Origin of the sequence: Bifidobacterium catenulatum DSM 16992 = JCM 1194 = LMG 11043 (genome assembly GCF_001025195.1) — a bacterium.
Classification (GTDB): Bacteria; Actinomycetota; Actinomycetes; order Actinomycetales; family Bifidobacteriaceae; genus Bifidobacterium; species Bifidobacterium catenulatum.
The window spans coordinates 411,386-427,718 of the sequence record NZ_AP012325.1 but is presented as its reverse complement, the minus strand read 5'-3'; the positions used below and the strand labels follow the sequence as shown (position 1 = coordinate 427,718).

16 protein-coding genes, 1 tRNA gene and 2 pseudogenes are annotated in these 16,333 nt (G+C 58.1%); 4 read left to right on the top strand and 15 right to left on the bottom strand.

Features of this window, described 5'->3' with window-relative positions:
- Window positions 1-121 precede the first annotated feature (121 nt).
- On the top strand, window positions 122-820 hold the full coding sequence (rpiA, locus tag BBCT_RS01770) for a ribose-5-phosphate isomerase RpiA (protein WP_033500852.1): 699 nt from the start codon (window positions 122-124) through the stop codon (window positions 818-820).
- 216 nt (window positions 821-1,036) lie between these two features.
- Here the strand turns inward: rpiA and BBCT_RS08755 are convergent, their stop codons facing one another.
- Both BBCT_RS08755 and BBCT_RS01765 read right to left on the bottom strand, forming a co-directional pair.
- Complete coding sequence (locus tag BBCT_RS08755; RefSeq protein WP_004268639.1) at window positions 1,037-1,126, bottom strand: 30S ribosomal protein bS22; 90 nt, start codon at window positions 1,124-1,126, stop codon at window positions 1,037-1,039.
- A 203-nt stretch (window positions 1,127-1,329) separates the two neighbouring features.
- Window positions 1,330-1,956, bottom strand: a complete 627-nt coding sequence (locus tag BBCT_RS01765) for a hypothetical protein (protein ID WP_033512422.1) — start codon at window positions 1,954-1,956, stop codon at window positions 1,330-1,332.
- 127 nt (window positions 1,957-2,083) lie between these two features.
- Between BBCT_RS01765 and radA the strand changes: the two genes are divergently transcribed.
- The gene (radA, locus tag BBCT_RS01760; RefSeq protein ID WP_003835963.1) at window positions 2,084-3,502 is read left to right on the top strand and encodes a DNA repair protein RadA; all 1,419 of its coding nucleotides are present in this window, start codon (window positions 2,084-2,086) and stop codon (window positions 3,500-3,502) included.
- Window positions 3,503-3,701: 199 nt separating this feature from the next.
- Here radA and ribF read toward each other — a convergent pair whose 3' ends face one another.
- From ribF to nusA, 5 genes are all read right to left on the bottom strand, one after another.
- The gene (gene ribF, locus BBCT_RS01755) at window positions 3,702-4,928 is read right to left on the bottom strand and encodes a bifunctional riboflavin kinase/FMN adenylyltransferase (RefSeq protein ID WP_033512423.1); all 1,227 of its coding nucleotides are present in this window, start codon (window positions 4,926-4,928) and stop codon (window positions 3,702-3,704) included.
- A gap of 48 nt (window positions 4,929-4,976) precedes the next feature.
- Window positions 4,977-6,041 (bottom strand): tRNA pseudouridine(55) synthase TruB, encoded by a 1,065-nt coding sequence (gene truB / locus BBCT_RS01750; protein WP_003835966.1) that lies wholly within the window; start codon window positions 6,039-6,041, stop codon window positions 4,977-4,979.
- Window positions 6,025-6,528 carry a 30S ribosome-binding factor RbfA gene (gene rbfA, locus BBCT_RS01745; protein ID WP_003835967.1) on the bottom strand — a complete coding sequence of 168 codons (504 nt, stop codon included), beginning with the start codon at window positions 6,526-6,528 and terminating at the stop codon, window positions 6,025-6,027. Before rbfA ends, truB begins: the two co-directional genes overlap by 17 nt.
- Before the next feature lie 135 nt (window positions 6,529-6,663).
- Window positions 6,664-9,504 (bottom strand): translation initiation factor IF-2, encoded by a 2,841-nt coding sequence (gene infB / locus BBCT_RS01740; RefSeq protein ID WP_033512424.1) that lies wholly within the window; start codon window positions 9,502-9,504, stop codon window positions 6,664-6,666.
- A gap of 213 nt (window positions 9,505-9,717) precedes the next feature.
- Window positions 9,718-10,770, bottom strand: coding sequence for a transcription termination factor NusA (nusA, locus tag BBCT_RS01735; protein WP_003835972.1), 1,053 nt, complete (start codon window positions 10,768-10,770; stop codon window positions 9,718-9,720).
- A gap of 152 nt (window positions 10,771-10,922) precedes the next feature.
- Between nusA and BBCT_RS01730 the strand changes: the two genes are divergently transcribed.
- Entirely contained in the window at window positions 10,923-11,732 is an 810-nt protein-coding gene (locus BBCT_RS01730; protein WP_172620093.1) for a hypothetical protein, read from the top strand.
- 207 nt (window positions 11,733-11,939) lie between these two features.
- Window positions 11,940-12,025, top strand: a tRNA-Ser gene (locus BBCT_RS01725).
- Window positions 12,026-12,068: 43 nt separating this feature from the next.
- Here the strand turns inward: BBCT_RS01725 and BBCT_RS01720 are convergent.
- From BBCT_RS01720 to rpmJ, 8 genes and pseudogenes are all read right to left on the bottom strand, one after another.
- Window positions 12,069-12,338 (bottom strand): annotated as a pseudogene (locus BBCT_RS01720) (transglutaminase domain-containing protein); the annotation flags it as partial.
- Window positions 12,328-12,444, bottom strand: a pseudogene (locus BBCT_RS08750) (circularly permuted type 2 ATP-grasp protein); the annotation flags it as partial. The pseudogenes BBCT_RS01720 and BBCT_RS08750, both read right to left, overlap by 11 nt.
- Window positions 12,445-12,536: 92 nt before the next feature.
- Entirely contained in the window at window positions 12,537-13,457 is a 921-nt protein-coding gene (gene truA / locus BBCT_RS01715; protein WP_003835978.1) for a tRNA pseudouridine(38-40) synthase TruA, read from the bottom strand.
- A gap of 103 nt (window positions 13,458-13,560) precedes the next feature.
- On the bottom strand, window positions 13,561-14,043 hold the full coding sequence (rplQ, locus tag BBCT_RS01710; protein ID WP_033500843.1) for a 50S ribosomal protein L17: 483 nt from the start codon (window positions 14,041-14,043) through the stop codon (window positions 13,561-13,563).
- Window positions 14,044-14,131: 88 nt separating this feature from the next.
- Window positions 14,132-15,130 carry a DNA-directed RNA polymerase subunit alpha gene (locus tag BBCT_RS01705; RefSeq protein ID WP_003835980.1) on the bottom strand — a complete coding sequence of 333 codons (999 nt, stop codon included), beginning with the start codon at window positions 15,128-15,130 and terminating at the stop codon, window positions 14,132-14,134.
- A gap of 80 nt (window positions 15,131-15,210) precedes the next feature.
- A complete protein-coding gene (rpsK, locus tag BBCT_RS01700; RefSeq protein WP_003808141.1) occupies window positions 15,211-15,609 on the bottom strand; it encodes a 30S ribosomal protein S11 in 399 nt (132 codons plus the stop codon).
- 84 nt (window positions 15,610-15,693) lie between these two features.
- On the bottom strand, window positions 15,694-16,071 hold the full coding sequence (gene rpsM / locus BBCT_RS01695; RefSeq protein ID WP_003808138.1) for a 30S ribosomal protein S13: 378 nt from the start codon (window positions 16,069-16,071) through the stop codon (window positions 15,694-15,696).
- A gap of 136 nt (window positions 16,072-16,207) precedes the next feature.
- Window positions 16,208-16,321 (bottom strand): 50S ribosomal protein L36, encoded by a 114-nt coding sequence (gene rpmJ / locus BBCT_RS01690; protein ID WP_003808136.1) that lies wholly within the window; start codon window positions 16,319-16,321, stop codon window positions 16,208-16,210.
- Window positions 16,322-16,333 lie beyond the last annotated feature (12 nt).

The window sequence follows — 16,333 nt, the reverse complement described above, 5'->3', positions numbered from 1 at the left end:
TCGTGAAAACATTTATCGGCAATTAATTGCACATCATCGGTCAAGACATGTCGACAAACGCACAAAAATCAACACATCCGATAATATGGAGACGGTCTTAACCCCATATCGAAGGAGGATCATGGACAAGGCACAGCAGGACGCATTGAAGAAAGCAGCCGGCATCGAAGCTGCCAAGCTGATTCAGAACGGCATGATCGCAGGTCTGGGCACCGGCTCGACCGTGCGTTTCCTAGTCGACGAGCTCGGCCGCCGCGTACAGGAGGAAGGCCTGGAGTTCACCGGCGTGACCACTTCTCGCCGCACCCAGGAGCAGGCCGAAGGCTACGGCATCAAAATCGTCGACATCGATGATGTTGATCACATCGACGTGACCATTGACGGCGCCGACGAAGTCGACAAGAACTTCAACGGCATCAAGGGCGGCGGCGCTGCCCTGCTGTGGGAGAAGATCGTGGCCACCAACTCCAACAAGATCGTGTGGATCGTGGACGAATCCAAGGTCGTTGACACCATTGGCAAGTTCCCGCTGCCGGTCGAGGTGATTCCGTTCGGCGCAGGCCAGGTCGTCAAGAGGTTCGAAGCACGCGGATACAAGCCAGTGCTGCGCCTCGACGCCGAAGGTAAGCCGGTGCGTACCGACGAAAACAACTATGTGGTCGACCTGCACCTCGAGCGCATCGAACATCCGGAAGCTCTGGCCGATGACCTCATCAACACCGTCGGCGTGGTGGAGCACGGCCTGTTCCTGCACATGGTGGATCAGGTCATCGTGGGCGACCCGAACGGCCCACGCGTGCTCACCAACTCCAACAAGTGAGATTAGAGCAGTAGCGGAAGTTCCGCGAATCCTTATGAGGCTGTGCGTTCACATCGAGCGCACAGCCTCATTTGCATCTATTGACGTTAATGTTACATTTTGCTTATGATTTCGTTTTCATGATTTTCGTTTATTTCCTTGAGATATGCAAAAATCCCGCATATCAAAAAGATATACGGGATTTTGTTTAAGCGACGCTTCAACCGCGCCTGAAGACTACTTGCGCTGGTGGCGAGTCTTACGAAGCAGTTTGCGGTGCTTCTTCTTGCTCATGCGCTTGCGGCGCTTCTTGATGACCGAGCCCATCTCAGCCTCCGTTCTTAAACTCAAAGGGTAAAAGTTTGCAACTTGCCCAATACTACACTGCTTCGGGGACGAACGCGCACAACCGCATTCATATGGTGGAAGCACACACCTTTTTATTGGAAAATCAGATTAAACCACAACCCTCATAAGCCACGACTGAATCATGCGTGCATCATGCGAATCTAGTATCCGACCACCAAATGTCACAGCGGGAACTGCTGGTAGAAGCGCTGCACCGAATCCTTGGCACCAGTAGCCTGGAACACTACGGTATCGTTACGCCAAACGGCGATGGCCTTGGTCTCATCGTTCGGATCGGTTTTAGCGCTGTAGGCGCCGGTAGCCTCGCCGGAAACCTTCACATTGCCACTGCCCAGCTCCTTGCCGGTCATGGCGCCAGTCAGATTGTCGTACTGGCTTTGCGCATCCTCATCCTGGGACCACTGAGCCACTTCAAGAGTGACTTCCTGACCGTCCTTACCGGTTGAATACGTCAACGTGTACTCCTCAACCGGAGACGCACCACTCCAGGAAGTGCTGGCATCGGCCTTGGTACGTGCGAAATTCAGCACGGAATCAGGCATGGCCTTCAGCAGTTCGCTGGCATCATCCGGCAAAGCCACCGCGTCTATGGACGGCGTGGTCGGCTCGGAGGCATCCTGCGACGCGCCCTGAGAAGTGGTGCCTTGGGAGTTCGCCTCGTCACCCTTGTTCAACGCCCAGCCGGGCCAAATAAAAGCGGATACCAAAGCGAGTACAACTACCAAGGCGGCGGCAACGACAGCCACAATCAGCTTGCCGTGAGAAGAGGAAGTTTGCGTATTAGACATGGCTGTTATTCTTTCACATCCGCAAGACGCTCAAATCCGGACGACACAATCGCGCAGCACCCTCACATCAGTACCCCCTTAACATCGCGGCGAACACTTGTCTCAAAATATCCGTATTGTCGGCGGTATGGCAAAGACGTCCTCACAATTTGTATGTTCCGAATGCGGCTGGAATGGCCCGAAATGGTTGGGCCGCTGCCCCGAATGCGGCCAGTGGGGCACCATCGAGGAATTTCACGAGGCCCGTCCCGCCGCTTCGAAACGCACCGCGGCCCCCGGGCGCACATCGCGCACGCAATCGCATACGGTGCCCGCTTCCGCCGCAAAGCCCATCACGGAAATCGGCACGGAAAACATTTCCAGAATCAGCACGGGTTTCACGGAATTCAACCGCATACTCGGCGGCGGCATCGTACCCGGCTCCGTAACGCTCATCGCAGGCGAGCCGGGCATCGGCAAATCGACACTGCTGCTGGAAACCGCCGGCAACGTGGCCCGTCTTTGCGCGGCGCAACCGGAACGCAACACGGTACTGTATATTTCCGGCGAGGAATCGCAGGCGCAGGTGCGTATGCGAGCATCACGCATAGGCGCGGTCGAGCCGAATCTGCTACTGTCCGCCACCACCGACCTGTCGACCGTGCTCGGACTGATCGAGCAAAGCAAGCCTGCGCTGGCCATCGTCGATTCCGCACAGACCATCGTCTCGCAGGAAGTCGACGGAATTTCCGGAGGGTCGACGCAGGTGCGCGAAGTGGCGAGCGCCCTGATCGACACTGCAAAAACGCTTGATATTCCAGTATTACTGGTCGGTCATGTCACCAAAGACGGCTCGATTGCCGGTCCGCGCACGTTGGAGCATCTCGTTGATGTGGTCTGCCAATTCGAAGGGGATGCTGAAACCGCGCTTCGCATGCTGCGCGCGGTGAAGAATCGTTTCGGTCCCACCGATGAGGTCGGCTGTTTCGATATGAGCGGCGAAGGCATCGAAGAGGTGACGGACCCGTCTGGGCTTTTTCTTTCATCATCCAATTCCGCCAGTTCCGCTCCGGTGGAGGGCACGTGCGTGACGTTCACCTTAGACGGCCACCGCAGCCTGCCCATCGAAGTGCAGTCGTTGGTCACCAAATCGGTATTGCCGACGCCTCGCCGTGCGGCGAATGGCGTGGATGCGAACCGCATCGCCATGCTGGTGGCGGTGCTATACAGGCATGGCAACGTCAATCTTCTGGCAAACGATCTCTATATTTCCACAATTGCTGGAGGTCAGGCACGTGAGCCGGGCTGCGATCTGGCGATTGTGGGCGCGTTGGCGAGCGCCGCGAAGTCGAAGGCGATTGGCCGCACCACGTGTGCGATCGGCGAGATTTCGTTGACCGGGCAGGTGCGCCCGGTGCCGCGACTGGAATACCGGTTGCGCGAGGCTGCCCGTCTTGGCTTCACCACCGCTGTAGTGCCGACATTACGTAGAGAAATCGCAATTCCCGGATTGTCGATCGTTCAGGTCGACACATTGCAGGATGCGCTTGGCGCCATGTTGCGATAATACACACCCTACATACCGTTTTCGCATGTATGCACGCGAAGCATATACATTATGTTGTTTTTTAACCTATACTAGTGGGGCTCTTACGTAGATTCTTACGTAAGAGCCCCACTATTTTTTTGAATGCTGATACGTTTTTATCGAAAATATCAGCATTCATTAATCACTGTCATTATCGTAATTATTATTGCGATTAGAATCAGGCAGTAATTCGCTTGGTTTCCTCGACATTGCGCTTCAGCTCGTCGATCAGATCCTGTGCGGAATCGAACTTGATTTGCGGACGCAGGAATCCTGTAAATTCCACGCGCACCTGATGATCGTACAAATCAAGCCAATCGTCGGTGATGGCGTAAGCTTCGACCACGCGATCGTTCATTCCGGTCGCCTCGTTGAAGGTCGGCTTGGTGCCGATGGAAATCGCAGCGGGCCAACGATACGGCGAATGATCGGCAAGGCGGGCGTCAACGGAAGACGAGTCAAACTGTTGCGAAATACCATCGGACGCTGCTCCCGCATGATCGCTCTCTACAGTTTTCGATCCCAAGTCAACGAGCCAACCCGCATACACGCCGTCAACCGGCAGATAACCGGCCACATTGTCACTCAAATTCGCCGTCGGGAATCCAATGGTGCGTCCACGTTCCTCGCCGTGCACCACAATGCCTTCCACAGCGTGCGAGTGCCCCAGAATCGCGTCGGCGTCTTTGATGCGTCCCTGGCCTAGCAGGTAGCGCACGTTCGTGGAACTCCACACACGCACGGGCTTGGCTTGGTTCTTCTTGCTCCATGCGCGGCGTTCCGCCTTGGAAGCGCCTTCCAGCGGGTCTGTTGGCTCGCCGTGGCCGGTCGGCATAACCGGTTGGGCATTGGCTGGCACTCGGGTCTCTCCGGGACCTCGATCATCAACCACTTCAAGCTGGAACACGCCAGTAGCGAGCGCTAGATTCTCGATGGCTTTTACGTCTCCGGCGCGATTTGCCCCCATGGCCGCGTCGGAGCCGAGCGTCAAAGTGCGCATACCCAGCTTGCCGACCATCTGGCCGAGGAAGAATCGGTATGATTTCGCCGCGAATGCCAGTGTGTAGTGCACGATGAGCGTGTAATCCACTCCCAGCTTGTCGATGGCGCGAAGACGTTCCTGCATGCTGGTGAGCGCTTGCGTATCAACCATGTCGGCCGGCGGCTCCTGACCGCCGTTCTTCGCTGCGTAACCGTGTACCAATGCAGGGCGCGGATCGAATAGCACCACCACGGAGAAGGACTGCTCCTTCTTGGCGAGTTCCACCACGCGGCGAATCACCGCCTGATGGCCCTGATGCATGCCATCGAACGAACCGATGGTCACCACGGATTTCTTATCGTTGCTCAGCGTAGGCCAATCCACCATGCCACTGGCATCAGGCGTGAGTGTGATTGTCTTCATCATGTCCTTCTTGTGTATGAATTCGTATCTGTAGTCTGATTGGATGGTTCAGTTGAATACCGCGACCGGTTTGGCCTCACCGCGTTTCGCACGTTCGAGGATAGCGACCAAATCGTTGGTTTCCTCAACGTACGCCGCCGTGGTCGTACATATGTCATGCGCGATTCTGCGTCCGAAACGCAAGTCGGCCGCCTCTTGCTCGCTGACGGCCAGCATACTCATGGAAGCCGCGGCGCTGGCCACGGGATCGAGCGCATGATCGAGCGCATGATCGGCATCGTCAAGCACCGCACGATTGCGCGTCACTTCCATGCCTTCACGATTGGTGAATGTTTTGGATTCAGCGTGGGCGCTCATGACGTTGGGCATATTCACTGAGAATCTGCCGACGCGCGTGCGCCGCAACATCGTCAGGTGGCCTCCTAACCCGAGTTCCTCGCCCAGATCGCGTGCGAGCGCGCGAATGTAGGTGCCTGCGGAACAGGTCACGGTCACGTCGAGTTCCATAACGGGCTGCATGTCTTCATGCGGTGCAATGTTGGCAATCCATCCATCGCTTGCCTTCTCGGCCACGACTGCGCCAACAAGTTCCACGCCGGCACGATCGCTATGCGTGTAGCCGTAACGTACCTGCCGTACGTTGAATTCTTCGATGGTCACAGGACGTGCCTTAAGTTCCACATCCTTACCTTCACGCGCCAGATCATAGGCGCGCTGGCCGTTGACCTTAATGGCGGAGTAGACGTTCGGTACCTGTTCGATGCGCCCGGTAAACCGTTCTGCAATCAGCTGTTCCACAGCTTGACGCGAGGGAAAGCTCGCTGCCCACTCCCCCGGCAGCAACTCGCCTTCGGCATCGTCCGTGGTAGTGCGCTGCCCAAGGCGAATGGTGGCCTCATACGTTTTGTTATGGTCGACAATGTAGTTGAGCAGTCGCGTGGCATTGCCGAATCCGACCACCAGCACGCCGGTGGCCATCGGATCGAGCGTGCCCGCATGCCCGACTCGTTTCATATGCAGGGCGCCGCGTACGGCCGCGACCACGTCATGGCTGGTGACGCCCTGCGGCTTGTCGATGACCAGCAGACCGGAATGTTCAGGCTTCTTCGTCATCGTCCCAATCTTCGACTTCGACGTCGTCATCGTCGAAATCATCGTCGTCTTCCTCTTCCGGATGCTTGTACGGATCGGCTTCGCCCGCATACTGCGCGGTTTTGCGGGTTTTGGCGAGCTCTTCGTCACGCTTGCGCGCGATGGCGAGAATATCTTCGATTTCATGCGCTTCGCCCGGCACCTCGTCAAACACGAATTCGAGCTGCGGAGTCAGGCGCAGGCCGGCTTTAGTGCCCACGAGGGAACGCAGACGGCCCTTGGCTTGGTTCAACGCCTGCTGTGCGCGGCGACGCTCGCCCTGCTCGTGGCCTTCACGGCCAAGCTGGGTCCAGTAGACCTTGGCTATCTGCAGATCGTTGGTCACACGCACTTCGGTGATGGTCACGTTTGCGAGACGCTTGTCGTGCAGCTGCGCCTCCATGGAGGATGCGATCACACGTTGGATCAATGCCGCGATACGTGCGGCGCGAGGATTGGTTCCTGCCATTATCGTCCTTCAATCAGATGAATGTATCAGCTTAGTTTTTGAAATAAGTTCTTGTTGTATCGCGGAACGCCCGCAGCCGTATGTCAGCTGTGGGCGTTCCTTTCCTGTTATCGATCGCTGGTTCGAATCAATCGACTACTTACGTTCGATTTCCCGCATCTCGAAGGTCTCGATAATATCGCCAAGCTCGATATCGTTGAACGAACCGAGGTTGATACCCGCTTCGTAACCTTCCTTGACGGAAGTGACGTCGTCCTTGAAACGACGCAGCGAGGAAATCTCGAGATCGTTGACGGTTGCGATACCGTTGCGCAGAATACGGCACTTCGTACCGCGCTTGACTTCGCCGTCTTGCACCATGACACCCGCGATGTTGCCGAACTTGGAGGAACGGAAGATCTCGCGGATCTCGGAGTGGGAAGTAACGACCTCTTCGAATTCCGGCTTGAGCATGCCCTTGAGGGATGCCTCGATGTCTTCGATGGCCTTGTAGATGATCGAGTAGTACTTGATTTCCACGCCTTCGCGTTCGGCCAGATCCGCCACCTGACGGTTCGGGCGAACGTTGAAGCCGATGATGACGGCCTTGTCGACGGTAGCCAGGTTGACGTCATTCTGGGTGATGGCGCCGACGCCACGGTGGATCACCTGGATGCCGACCTCGTCGGACACTTCGATCTTCATCAAGGAATCTTCCAGCGCTTCGACAGAACCGGAGGAATCGCCCTTGATGACGATGTTGAGCATGTCGACTTCGGACTTGGCGAACTGCTCCTTGAGGCTTTCCAGAGACACGACCTTACGACGTTTGGCCAGCTGGGCGGCACGCTCAGTGGCCTGACGCTTCTCGGCGATCTGGCGTGCGGTACGGTCGTCGGAGGCCACCAGGAACAGGTCGCCTGCGGTCGGCACGGAGGTCAAGCCAAGCACCTGCACCGGAGTGGACGGTGCGGCTTCCTTCATGTGGTTGCCGTTCTCGTCAAGCATGGCGCGGACACGTCCGTAGGAAGTGCCAGCGACGATGGAGTCGCCGATGTGCAGCGTACCGGACTGAACAAGCACGGTCGCCACGGCACCACGGCCCTTGTCAAGTCGAGCTTCCACGGTGGCACCGCGAGCGTCCATATCCGGGTTAGCACGCAGATCAAGCTCAGCATCGGCGGTAAGAAGCACGGCTTCGAGCAGCTTGTCGACATTGGTGCCCTGCTTGGCGGAAATGTCAACGAACATGGTGCTGCCACCGTATTCTTCCGGCACGAGACCGTATTCGGTGAGCTGGCCGCGGACCTTGTCGGGGTTCGCTCCCTGCTTATCGATCTTATTGACGGCCACCACGATCGGCACGTTGGCTGCCTGCGCGTGGTTGATGGCTTCCACGGTCTGTGGCATCACGCCGTCATCTGCCGCGACCACGAGAATCGCGACGTCGGTGAGCTCGGCGCCACGGGCACGCATGGCGGTGAAGGCTTCATGGCCTGGGGTATCAAGGAACGTGATCTTACGCGGTTCGCCCTCAAGATCGACGGTCACCTGATATGCACCGATACGCTGGGTGATGCCACCGGCTTCACGTGCGATGACGTTGGTACGGCGAATGGTGTCGAGCAGTCGGGTCTTACCGTGATCGACATGGCCCATCACGGTAACGACCGGCGGACGCGGCTTCAGGTCCTCATCCTCCTGCAGCTCTTCCTCATCCAAGTCGATGTCGAACTGCTGCAACAGCTCCTTGTCTTCCTCTTCGGCAGACACGATCTTGATATCCCAGCCGATTTCCTCGCCGAGAATCTGGAAGGTGGACTCGTCCAAGGACTGGGTTGCCGTGGCCATCTCACCAAGATGGAAGAGCACAGTGACCAAAGCAGCCGGATTGACATTGATCTTTTCGGCCAAATCGGCGAGGGATGCACCCTGACGCAGGCGAACGGTCTGGCCGTTGCCGGTAGGAATGCGCACACCGCCGATGACCGGGGCCTTCATCTCCTGGAATTCCTGACGCTTTGCCAGACGATTCTTACGGGCCTTCGAGGACTTGCCGCCCTGACGTCCGAATGCGCCTGCAGCACCGCCGCGACCGCGACCGCCGCCGCGTGCCGGACCGTTGCCCGGAGCGCTATTGCCACCCTGGAAACCGCCGCCGTTGGTATTGGAGCCGCCACCGAAACGGTTGCCACCGCCTGCAGGGCGCTGACCGCCACCCTGACCCGGACGATGCTGGCCCCACTGGCCCGGCTTCGCGCCGCCACCCTGACCCGGACGACCGCGGAAACCACCACGCTGGCCGCCACCCTGACCCGGGCGGCCGCCACGACGGCCTTCGCCATTGTTGTTGGCGCTCGGACGGTTCATCGGATGCGGACGCGGAATGTCACCCGGTGTCGGGGTACGCATGCCCTGCTTGCGGCTGAACGGATTGTTGCCCGGACGCGGACCCGGAGTGTGCGGCTTCGCACCATTGGCGGCATTGTTGCCATTGCCGCCCTGCGGAGCATTGGTATTGTTGCGCTGTGCGCGAGGTCCCGGAACCGGAGCCGACTTGCCGCCCTGACGGCGTTCGCCCTGCGGACGCGGAGTGTTACCGTTGGCGCGATTGCCATGCTGGCGGGAATCACCCGGACGAGGCATGCGCTGGCCGGGCTTCGGGGCTTCGGACTTGGATGCTGCAGGACGTGCCGGCTTTGGAGCGGCAGGCTTTGCCGCGGATGCCGCGGGAGCAGCAGGAGTGGCGCGAGGCGCAGGAGTGGGCGAAGCCGCGGGGGCAGCCGGCTTCTTGGCCGGGGCCGCAGGCTTCTTGGATTCAGATGCGTTGCTCTGCGCGTTGGAAGCGAAAGCATTCCTCAGCTTACGGGCAACCGGAGGTTCAACGGTAGACGATGCAGACTTCACGAATTCGCCCATCGCCTCAAGTTTGTTCAAAACAGTCTTGCTGTCAACGCCAAGTTCCTTGGCAAGTTCATATACGCGTGCTTTCGGCACTCAATTTCTCCTATCTTGGGCCGCGCGCATACGAGCGCGACCGCTACTGATTCACGGCGAGCTTGTTCCTTCTCATCGTGCAACCATGTTCGTGATACCTCGTCTTTTCCCTGGGCATGACGGCATGAACCCCCACGCTTTGGATTATCGAGTCCAGCATACTCAAGCCCGTGGATTGAACGCCCACGGGCTTGCCGTTGCTGAAAGCGTTGGTTATTCGGCAGTTTCCTCACTGGTCGAAGCCTGCGCTTCTGCCATCTTCTTGGCGTGTGCCTCGGCGGATTCGATACCAATCTTCCAACCGGTCAGCTTGGCGGCCAAGCGTGCGTTCTGGCCTTCCTTGCCGATGGCAAGAGACAGCTGATCATCATGGATGAAGGCGATTGCGGTCTGGTTCTTCTCGCTGATCACCTGCACACCGGTGGCGACCGCCGGAGACAGCGCCGCGGCGACGAACTTCGCCGGATCGGCAGACCAGTCGACGATATCGATCTTTTCCGGTCCGAGATTCTCCATCACCGCACGCACGCGAGCGCCGCCGGGACCGATCAGGGCACCCTTCGGATTAACGCCTTCGGTGTTGGCTCGCACCGCGATCTTGGTGCGGGCACCGGCCTCACGCGCAATGGCCATAATCGACACGGCGCCGGAAACCAGTTCCGGAACCTCACGCTCGAACAGGCGGCGAACAAGCTCCGGATGGGAGCGGGACACTACGATTTCCGGGCCCTTGAGACCGCGTGCAACATTCACCACATATACGCGGATGCGCTCACCGTGGCGGTAGCGTTCTCCCGGCACCTGCTCACGACGGGGAAGCAACGCCTCGACATCGCCAACGGCCACGTGCACATTGGAGGTGTCCTTCACGTCCTGCTGCACGATACCGGTGATCAGCTTGCCTTTCTGCCCTGAGAACGCGCCGAACACCTTGTCGTCCTCGGCCTTGCGGAACAGCTGGCTGATGACCTGACGTGCGGTGGCTGCGGCCAAGCGGCCAAAGTCACGCGGAGTGTCATCGTATTCCTCGCCCAAAGTCGGCGCAGGGTGCGGATTATCCTCGGTCGGTTCGACCGGAATCTCATCCTGAGCCCAAACGGTAAAGCTTCCGGCACGCGGATCAAGCTCCACACGAGCATGCTTCGCCGCGTGCGGCGTTTTCAGATATGCCAGTCGTAATGCTTCCGAGAGTGCGGCATCCAGCGTCTCGGGATCGATTCCCTGCCCAGCTGCGAGCTGGTGCATTCCTGCCAGGTCCAGTTCCATACTTCCAAGACCTCCTATATGAAGTTATTCCGAGCGCTCGGCCCAATGGTCACAGTCAACTATTAGTCTAATGTTTCATGCAGACACGTTCCCCTCTTTTCCCCTCGGTCTCGTCGACCTCAAGACGCGTCTGCGTCTTGGCATGCATAGGCGTGCTTGTAGCGTCTCTGACTGCTTGCTCCGCACCCCGAATCGCGGGCCGCGCCGAGGCTGAAATGCAGCCAAGTCCTTGCGAGAAGGCGTATGCCGACGCGACCGCCAACGCCGACATCATGGCAGACAGGTCACGCCATATCATTATGCGCTATCTTGCCGCGCAGGAAGCGGTTTCAGATTGGGCAAACACCGCGGCCTACTGCCCTGCACGGTTCGCCGACGGCACGTTGCGTAGCGCGCAGGCCCGTCACACCGCCCGTTTGATGGCGGCGCGACTTACGATCAACATCGCACAGCCCACGCTGTCACGTTGCGACGGCATCGATTCGTTTGATATTGACGCGGATTCGCTTTCCGCCATGTCCGTTGCGGAAGATCAGGCCGGATTCGCAATGGAGGTTTTCGCGGCACGTTCCATCGGACATGCGACGCTCGATATCAGCGATCGTCATAAAACAACTTCGCAGCGGCTGATTTCCTTCTCTGGAGCTGAAGATACCCGTGCGAAAACCTATGATGTCGCGCAATTGCTCGCCCATCCCGATACTATTGTGGATTCCGCAACTGGATTGTTCGCACCGACCGACGCCGTCATTGAAATGAATTGCGCACGCAGCGAAATCGCAGCCGTCGAATCAAGTTCGAATTCGACAAGCGACTCGGCGCAATCCCGCACGACCGCAGAAAACTCTTCAGATGATTCAAGGCAACAGTCTCTGGGCATACTTACCAGCATGATCGCCGACCGTGTGGACCTGGCTCTCACTTGGGGCTATCCATCATTCGACGAAGCATTGTTCGAATAGCGCACACCAACACACGCCAGCACATGCCAGTTCATACAACAACCTACGCGATACCTGCGCAACCGCGAGCCTGACAACGCGACGCATCATCCATGCAGATAAGACACGCCGAACAATCGCGGACATCGCAAAAATCTCATAGCTGGATTTGACAATCGACAAAGCTGTGGCAAAATAATCAAGTTGCTTGTTTTCAAGCGGCGCAATGGATAAGTGTCCGAGCGGTCTAAGGAGCACGCCTCGAAAGCGTGTGAGGGCAAACCCCTCCGCGAGTTCGAATCTCGCCTTATCCGCAAGTAGAAAAACCGGAGCAACGGCGCTTCGGTTTTTTATTGCCTACAGCTCCTGTTCGTGCACGGAAGCGTTCACCCACTGATGCTGTTGCACATTGCAACCGGAGAAAATACCAATGTCGAGCATGCAGTCACGGTAATCACGGCCGTGCGCGATGGTGATGTAGTTGTCGTCGACCATACGGTTGTGTGTCGGAACAAGCCCAATCCAACGCTCGTCATGATACACCTCCACCCAAGCGTGCGTGGCACCCTCTCCACCCAACAATCCGGCGATATAACGCGCGGTGAGACCAACATGGCGGCACACCGATTACGGAATCCGGATTGAATGCGAACGGATCGAGATATTCGTCCGACAAGCGACGGTAGACCACGCCCACACGATGTCTTTTGCCCGCATAATCAAATACCGAAACGCACACCATTACGGCTCAACTCGCGGTTGATCGACTCCCGGCGGTTCACCAGTTCCGTCGCCAGTTTGCGTGCAACTGTACAGTATGTGCTCTTACAAAGTACGTTTCGCACGAATCGCTTCGGCACGAATCGCCAACTGGTCGTCTTCCGGATATTCGATATGTTCGAGCGTCAATCCTTGCGGAGCGATCGGGCCAGTGCTGCCTTCACGCAACGGCGTCGCCATTTTTCCGGCGAACCAATCCAAGGAACGTTTGCCAATACCAACCTGTACGCAACCGTTAACCAACGAACGCACCATATTGCGTGCGAAAGCGTCGGCGACGATGGTGAAGCAGAGCAGTCCCGACTCCAAGGCGGGCGTTCGGTACCGCTCCCCCATGGTGGTTCCGTCGTCGATAAGCGGATGCTGCGGTATGCGCCTCCAATACGCGGTTTTGACCTCGCGTATGGTGGTTCCTCCTGGATTGGGAGTTGCGAACGAGCCGAAATCATGCAGACCGATTGTCATTTCAGCAGCCTTGTTCATGACGGCGATGTCAAGATTATCGTCTATATGCAGCACGCTATTTCTGGTACGTGGATCGATTTCGCTTGATCGGTCGGCAATGCGATATACGTAAGTGCGTTCCAACGCGGAGAAGCGTGCGTCGAATCCTTCAGGAGCCTCTTTGATGGAATGAATGGCGATATCGTTCGGCAGCATGCGTTGCAGTCGTCGCGTCAACGCCATCACCGGTTCGACCTGCATATGCCCGACGCAACGTGCAAGCGTCTCCTCATTGATGTCGAGATGGCAAACTTGGTGCGACGCGTGCACGCCGGTATCAGTACGACCTGCGACGGTCAGGCGCAGCGGCTCATTGTCGTCGCCTTCCGGCACGCGCAGAATGGTATGCAGCACACGTTCGATTTCCCCCTGCACGGTGCGCATGTCAGGCTGTTTCGCCCATCCGTAAAAATCGGTGCCGTCATATGCCAAGTCGATACGTAATCTCACGGCAATGAGCATAACAAAAGGCGCATAACAACACATGACAACGCATAACAAAAAAGGCTGGGAACCTTTCGATTCCCAGCCTTTTCATCAGCTAGTCAAGCCTGCTTGATGCCAATCACTCGGCGTTCTCTGCGGTGGCTTCCGGAGCCTCAACCGGTGCCTCTTCGACAACCGGAGCTTCTTCAGCGGCAACCTTGGTTGCAGCTTCGGCTTCCTTGACCACGGCCTGCTTCGGGCTCACCGGCTCGGTGACGAGCTCGATGATGGCTGCCGGAGCGGCGTCGCCACGACGCGGAGCGATCTTGACGATGCGGGTGTAGCCACCCTCACGCTGCTCCATCTGCTCGGCGATCTCGGTGAACAGCTTGTGCACAACGGACTTGTTGCGGATGACACGCATCACGCGACGACGGCTGTGCAGATCACCACGCTTGGCGAGCGTGATCAGGCGCTCAGCCAGCGGACGAAGGCGCTTAGCCTTCGGCAGGGTGGTGGTGATGCGGCCGCGCTGGAACAGGCTGGTAGCCATGTTCGCGAGCATAAGACGCTCATGAGCCGGGCTGGAGGCCAGACGCGGACCCTTCTTTGGTGTAGGCATTGTTTCTCCTTGAAAGCCCCGTTGGATTCAGGTGGGCAATCGCCCGAACATCCGAATCCAACGAAGCGGTTAGGTCAAAGGCAGCGAATCACTCGTCTTCCGGCGAGAAGAAGGTGCCGCCTTCGAGGTTGTTGGTATCGAAGTTGCCCAGCGGGGAAGCCTTGAGAGCCAGACCCAAGGACTGGAGCTTTTCCTTGACTTCATCGATGGACTTCATACCGAAATTGCGGATGTCGAGCAGATCCTGCTCAGTGTGGGCGACCAGCTCGCCAATCGTGTGGATGCCTTCACGCTTCAGGCAGTTGTAGCTGCGCTGGGTGAGGTTGAGATCCTCGATCGGAACAGCCATCTCCGGGTTGGTTTCCTCTGCCACCGGGGCAGGTCCAACCTCGACGCCCTCAGCCTGGGTGTTAAGCTCACGGCACAGACCGAAGAGTTCCACCAGGGTGGAGCCTGCGGATGCGACTGCATCGCGCGGGGAGATTGCCGGCTTGGTCTCCACGTCCAGGATGAGCTTGTCGAAGTCAGTGCGCTGTTCAACGCGGGTGGCTTCCACACGATAGCTCACCTTGAGCACCGGGGAGTAAATCGAGTCGACCGGAATACGACCGATCTCGGCGTTATCCTGCTTGTTCATCTGGGCAGGCACATAGCCGCGACCACGCTCGACGGTGAACTCGATTTCGAGTTCGCCATCTTCTGCGAGGGTTGCGATATGCATATCCGGGTTGGCGATGGTGACGCCGGCCGGAGGGGTGATGTCACCCGCGGTGGCCTCGCCCTTGCCGCTCTTGCGCAGATACATGACAACCGGCTCATCGTATTCGCTGGTGAGCACGATGCCCTTGATGTTCAGCAGGATCTCGGTAACGTCCTCTTCAACACCCGGCAGAGTGGTGAACTCGTGCGGGACGCCGGAGATACGCACCGAAGTCACAGCCGCTCCAGGGATGGAGCTCAGGAGGGTGCGGCGCAGCGAGTTGCCAAGCGTGTAACCGAAACCAGGCTCGAGAGGCTCGATGGTGAAGCGGGAACGCTGAGGGTTGAGAGATTCCTCGGTAAGTGTCGGACGCTGTGCGATAAGCACTGTGGTTATCCTTTCAGCTTCAGGCCGGTGGTGCACTCACCGGCCATAAGCGGCGTTGGATTGATGATTTCTTCTAGTGCTCAGACGCGACGGCGCTTCGGAGGACGAACGCCGTTGTGTGCCTGCGGGGTGACGTCGGTGATGGAACCGACTTCGAGTCCGGCGGACTGCAGGGAACGGATAGCGGTTTCACGACCGGAACCCGGACCCTTCACGAACACGTCGACCTTCTTCAGACCGTGCTCCATAGCCTTGCGGGCTGCGGATTCAGCGGCCATGCCAGCGGCGTACGGCGTGGACTTGCGGGAGCCCTTGAAGCCGACATCGCCACCGGACGCCCAGGACACAACTGCGCCGGACGGGTCGGTGATCGAAATGATGGTGTTGTTGAAAGTGGACTTGATGTGCGCCTGCCCAACCGGGACCGACTTACGGTCGCGGCGACGCGGCTTGCGCGCGGCTTGCTTTTGAGCTGCCATTGACCCTCGTTTCCTAATAACGAATTTGCTTTGTTGTTCAGGCGATGAAACTTACGTCTCGTGGTCTGAACTGACAGCCACCGATTACTTGGTGGCCTTCTTCTTTCCGGCGACCGTACGCTTCGGACCCTTGCGGGTACGTGCATTGGTCTTGGTGCGCTGACCGCGCACAGGAAGTCCCTTACGGTGACGCTGGCCTTGGTAGCAGTTGATCTGAATCTTACGACGGATATCCGCATCGATTTCACGACGCAGATCACCCTCGATCTTATAGTTACCCTCGAGGTAGTCACGCAGCGTAATCAGCTGCTCATCCGTCAGATCCTTGACGCGAATATCCGGGTTGATACCGGTCGCGGCAAGCGTTTCCTTGGCACGAGTACGACCCACACCAAAGATGTAGGTGAGGGCGATCTCGATGCGCTTCTCATTGGGGATGTCGACTCCGGCAAGACGTGCCATTGCGATTCCTTCTGTTTTCCGCAGGTCTTGCACCGAGTCGTCCGGTTTCCCGGCCCGGGCCTGCGTACCCGGGGTTCATATCGCTTGCGCGATCTGTGACTCAGCGCCTGTACTTATTGTGCCGCTGGATCTACTCTCAGCCCTGACGCTGCTTGTGGCGCGGGTTGACGCAGATCACCATGACGCGGCCGTGACGACGGATCACGCGGCAATTCTCGCAGATCCTCTTCACACTAGGGCTGACCTTCATGGTTTTCCTTTG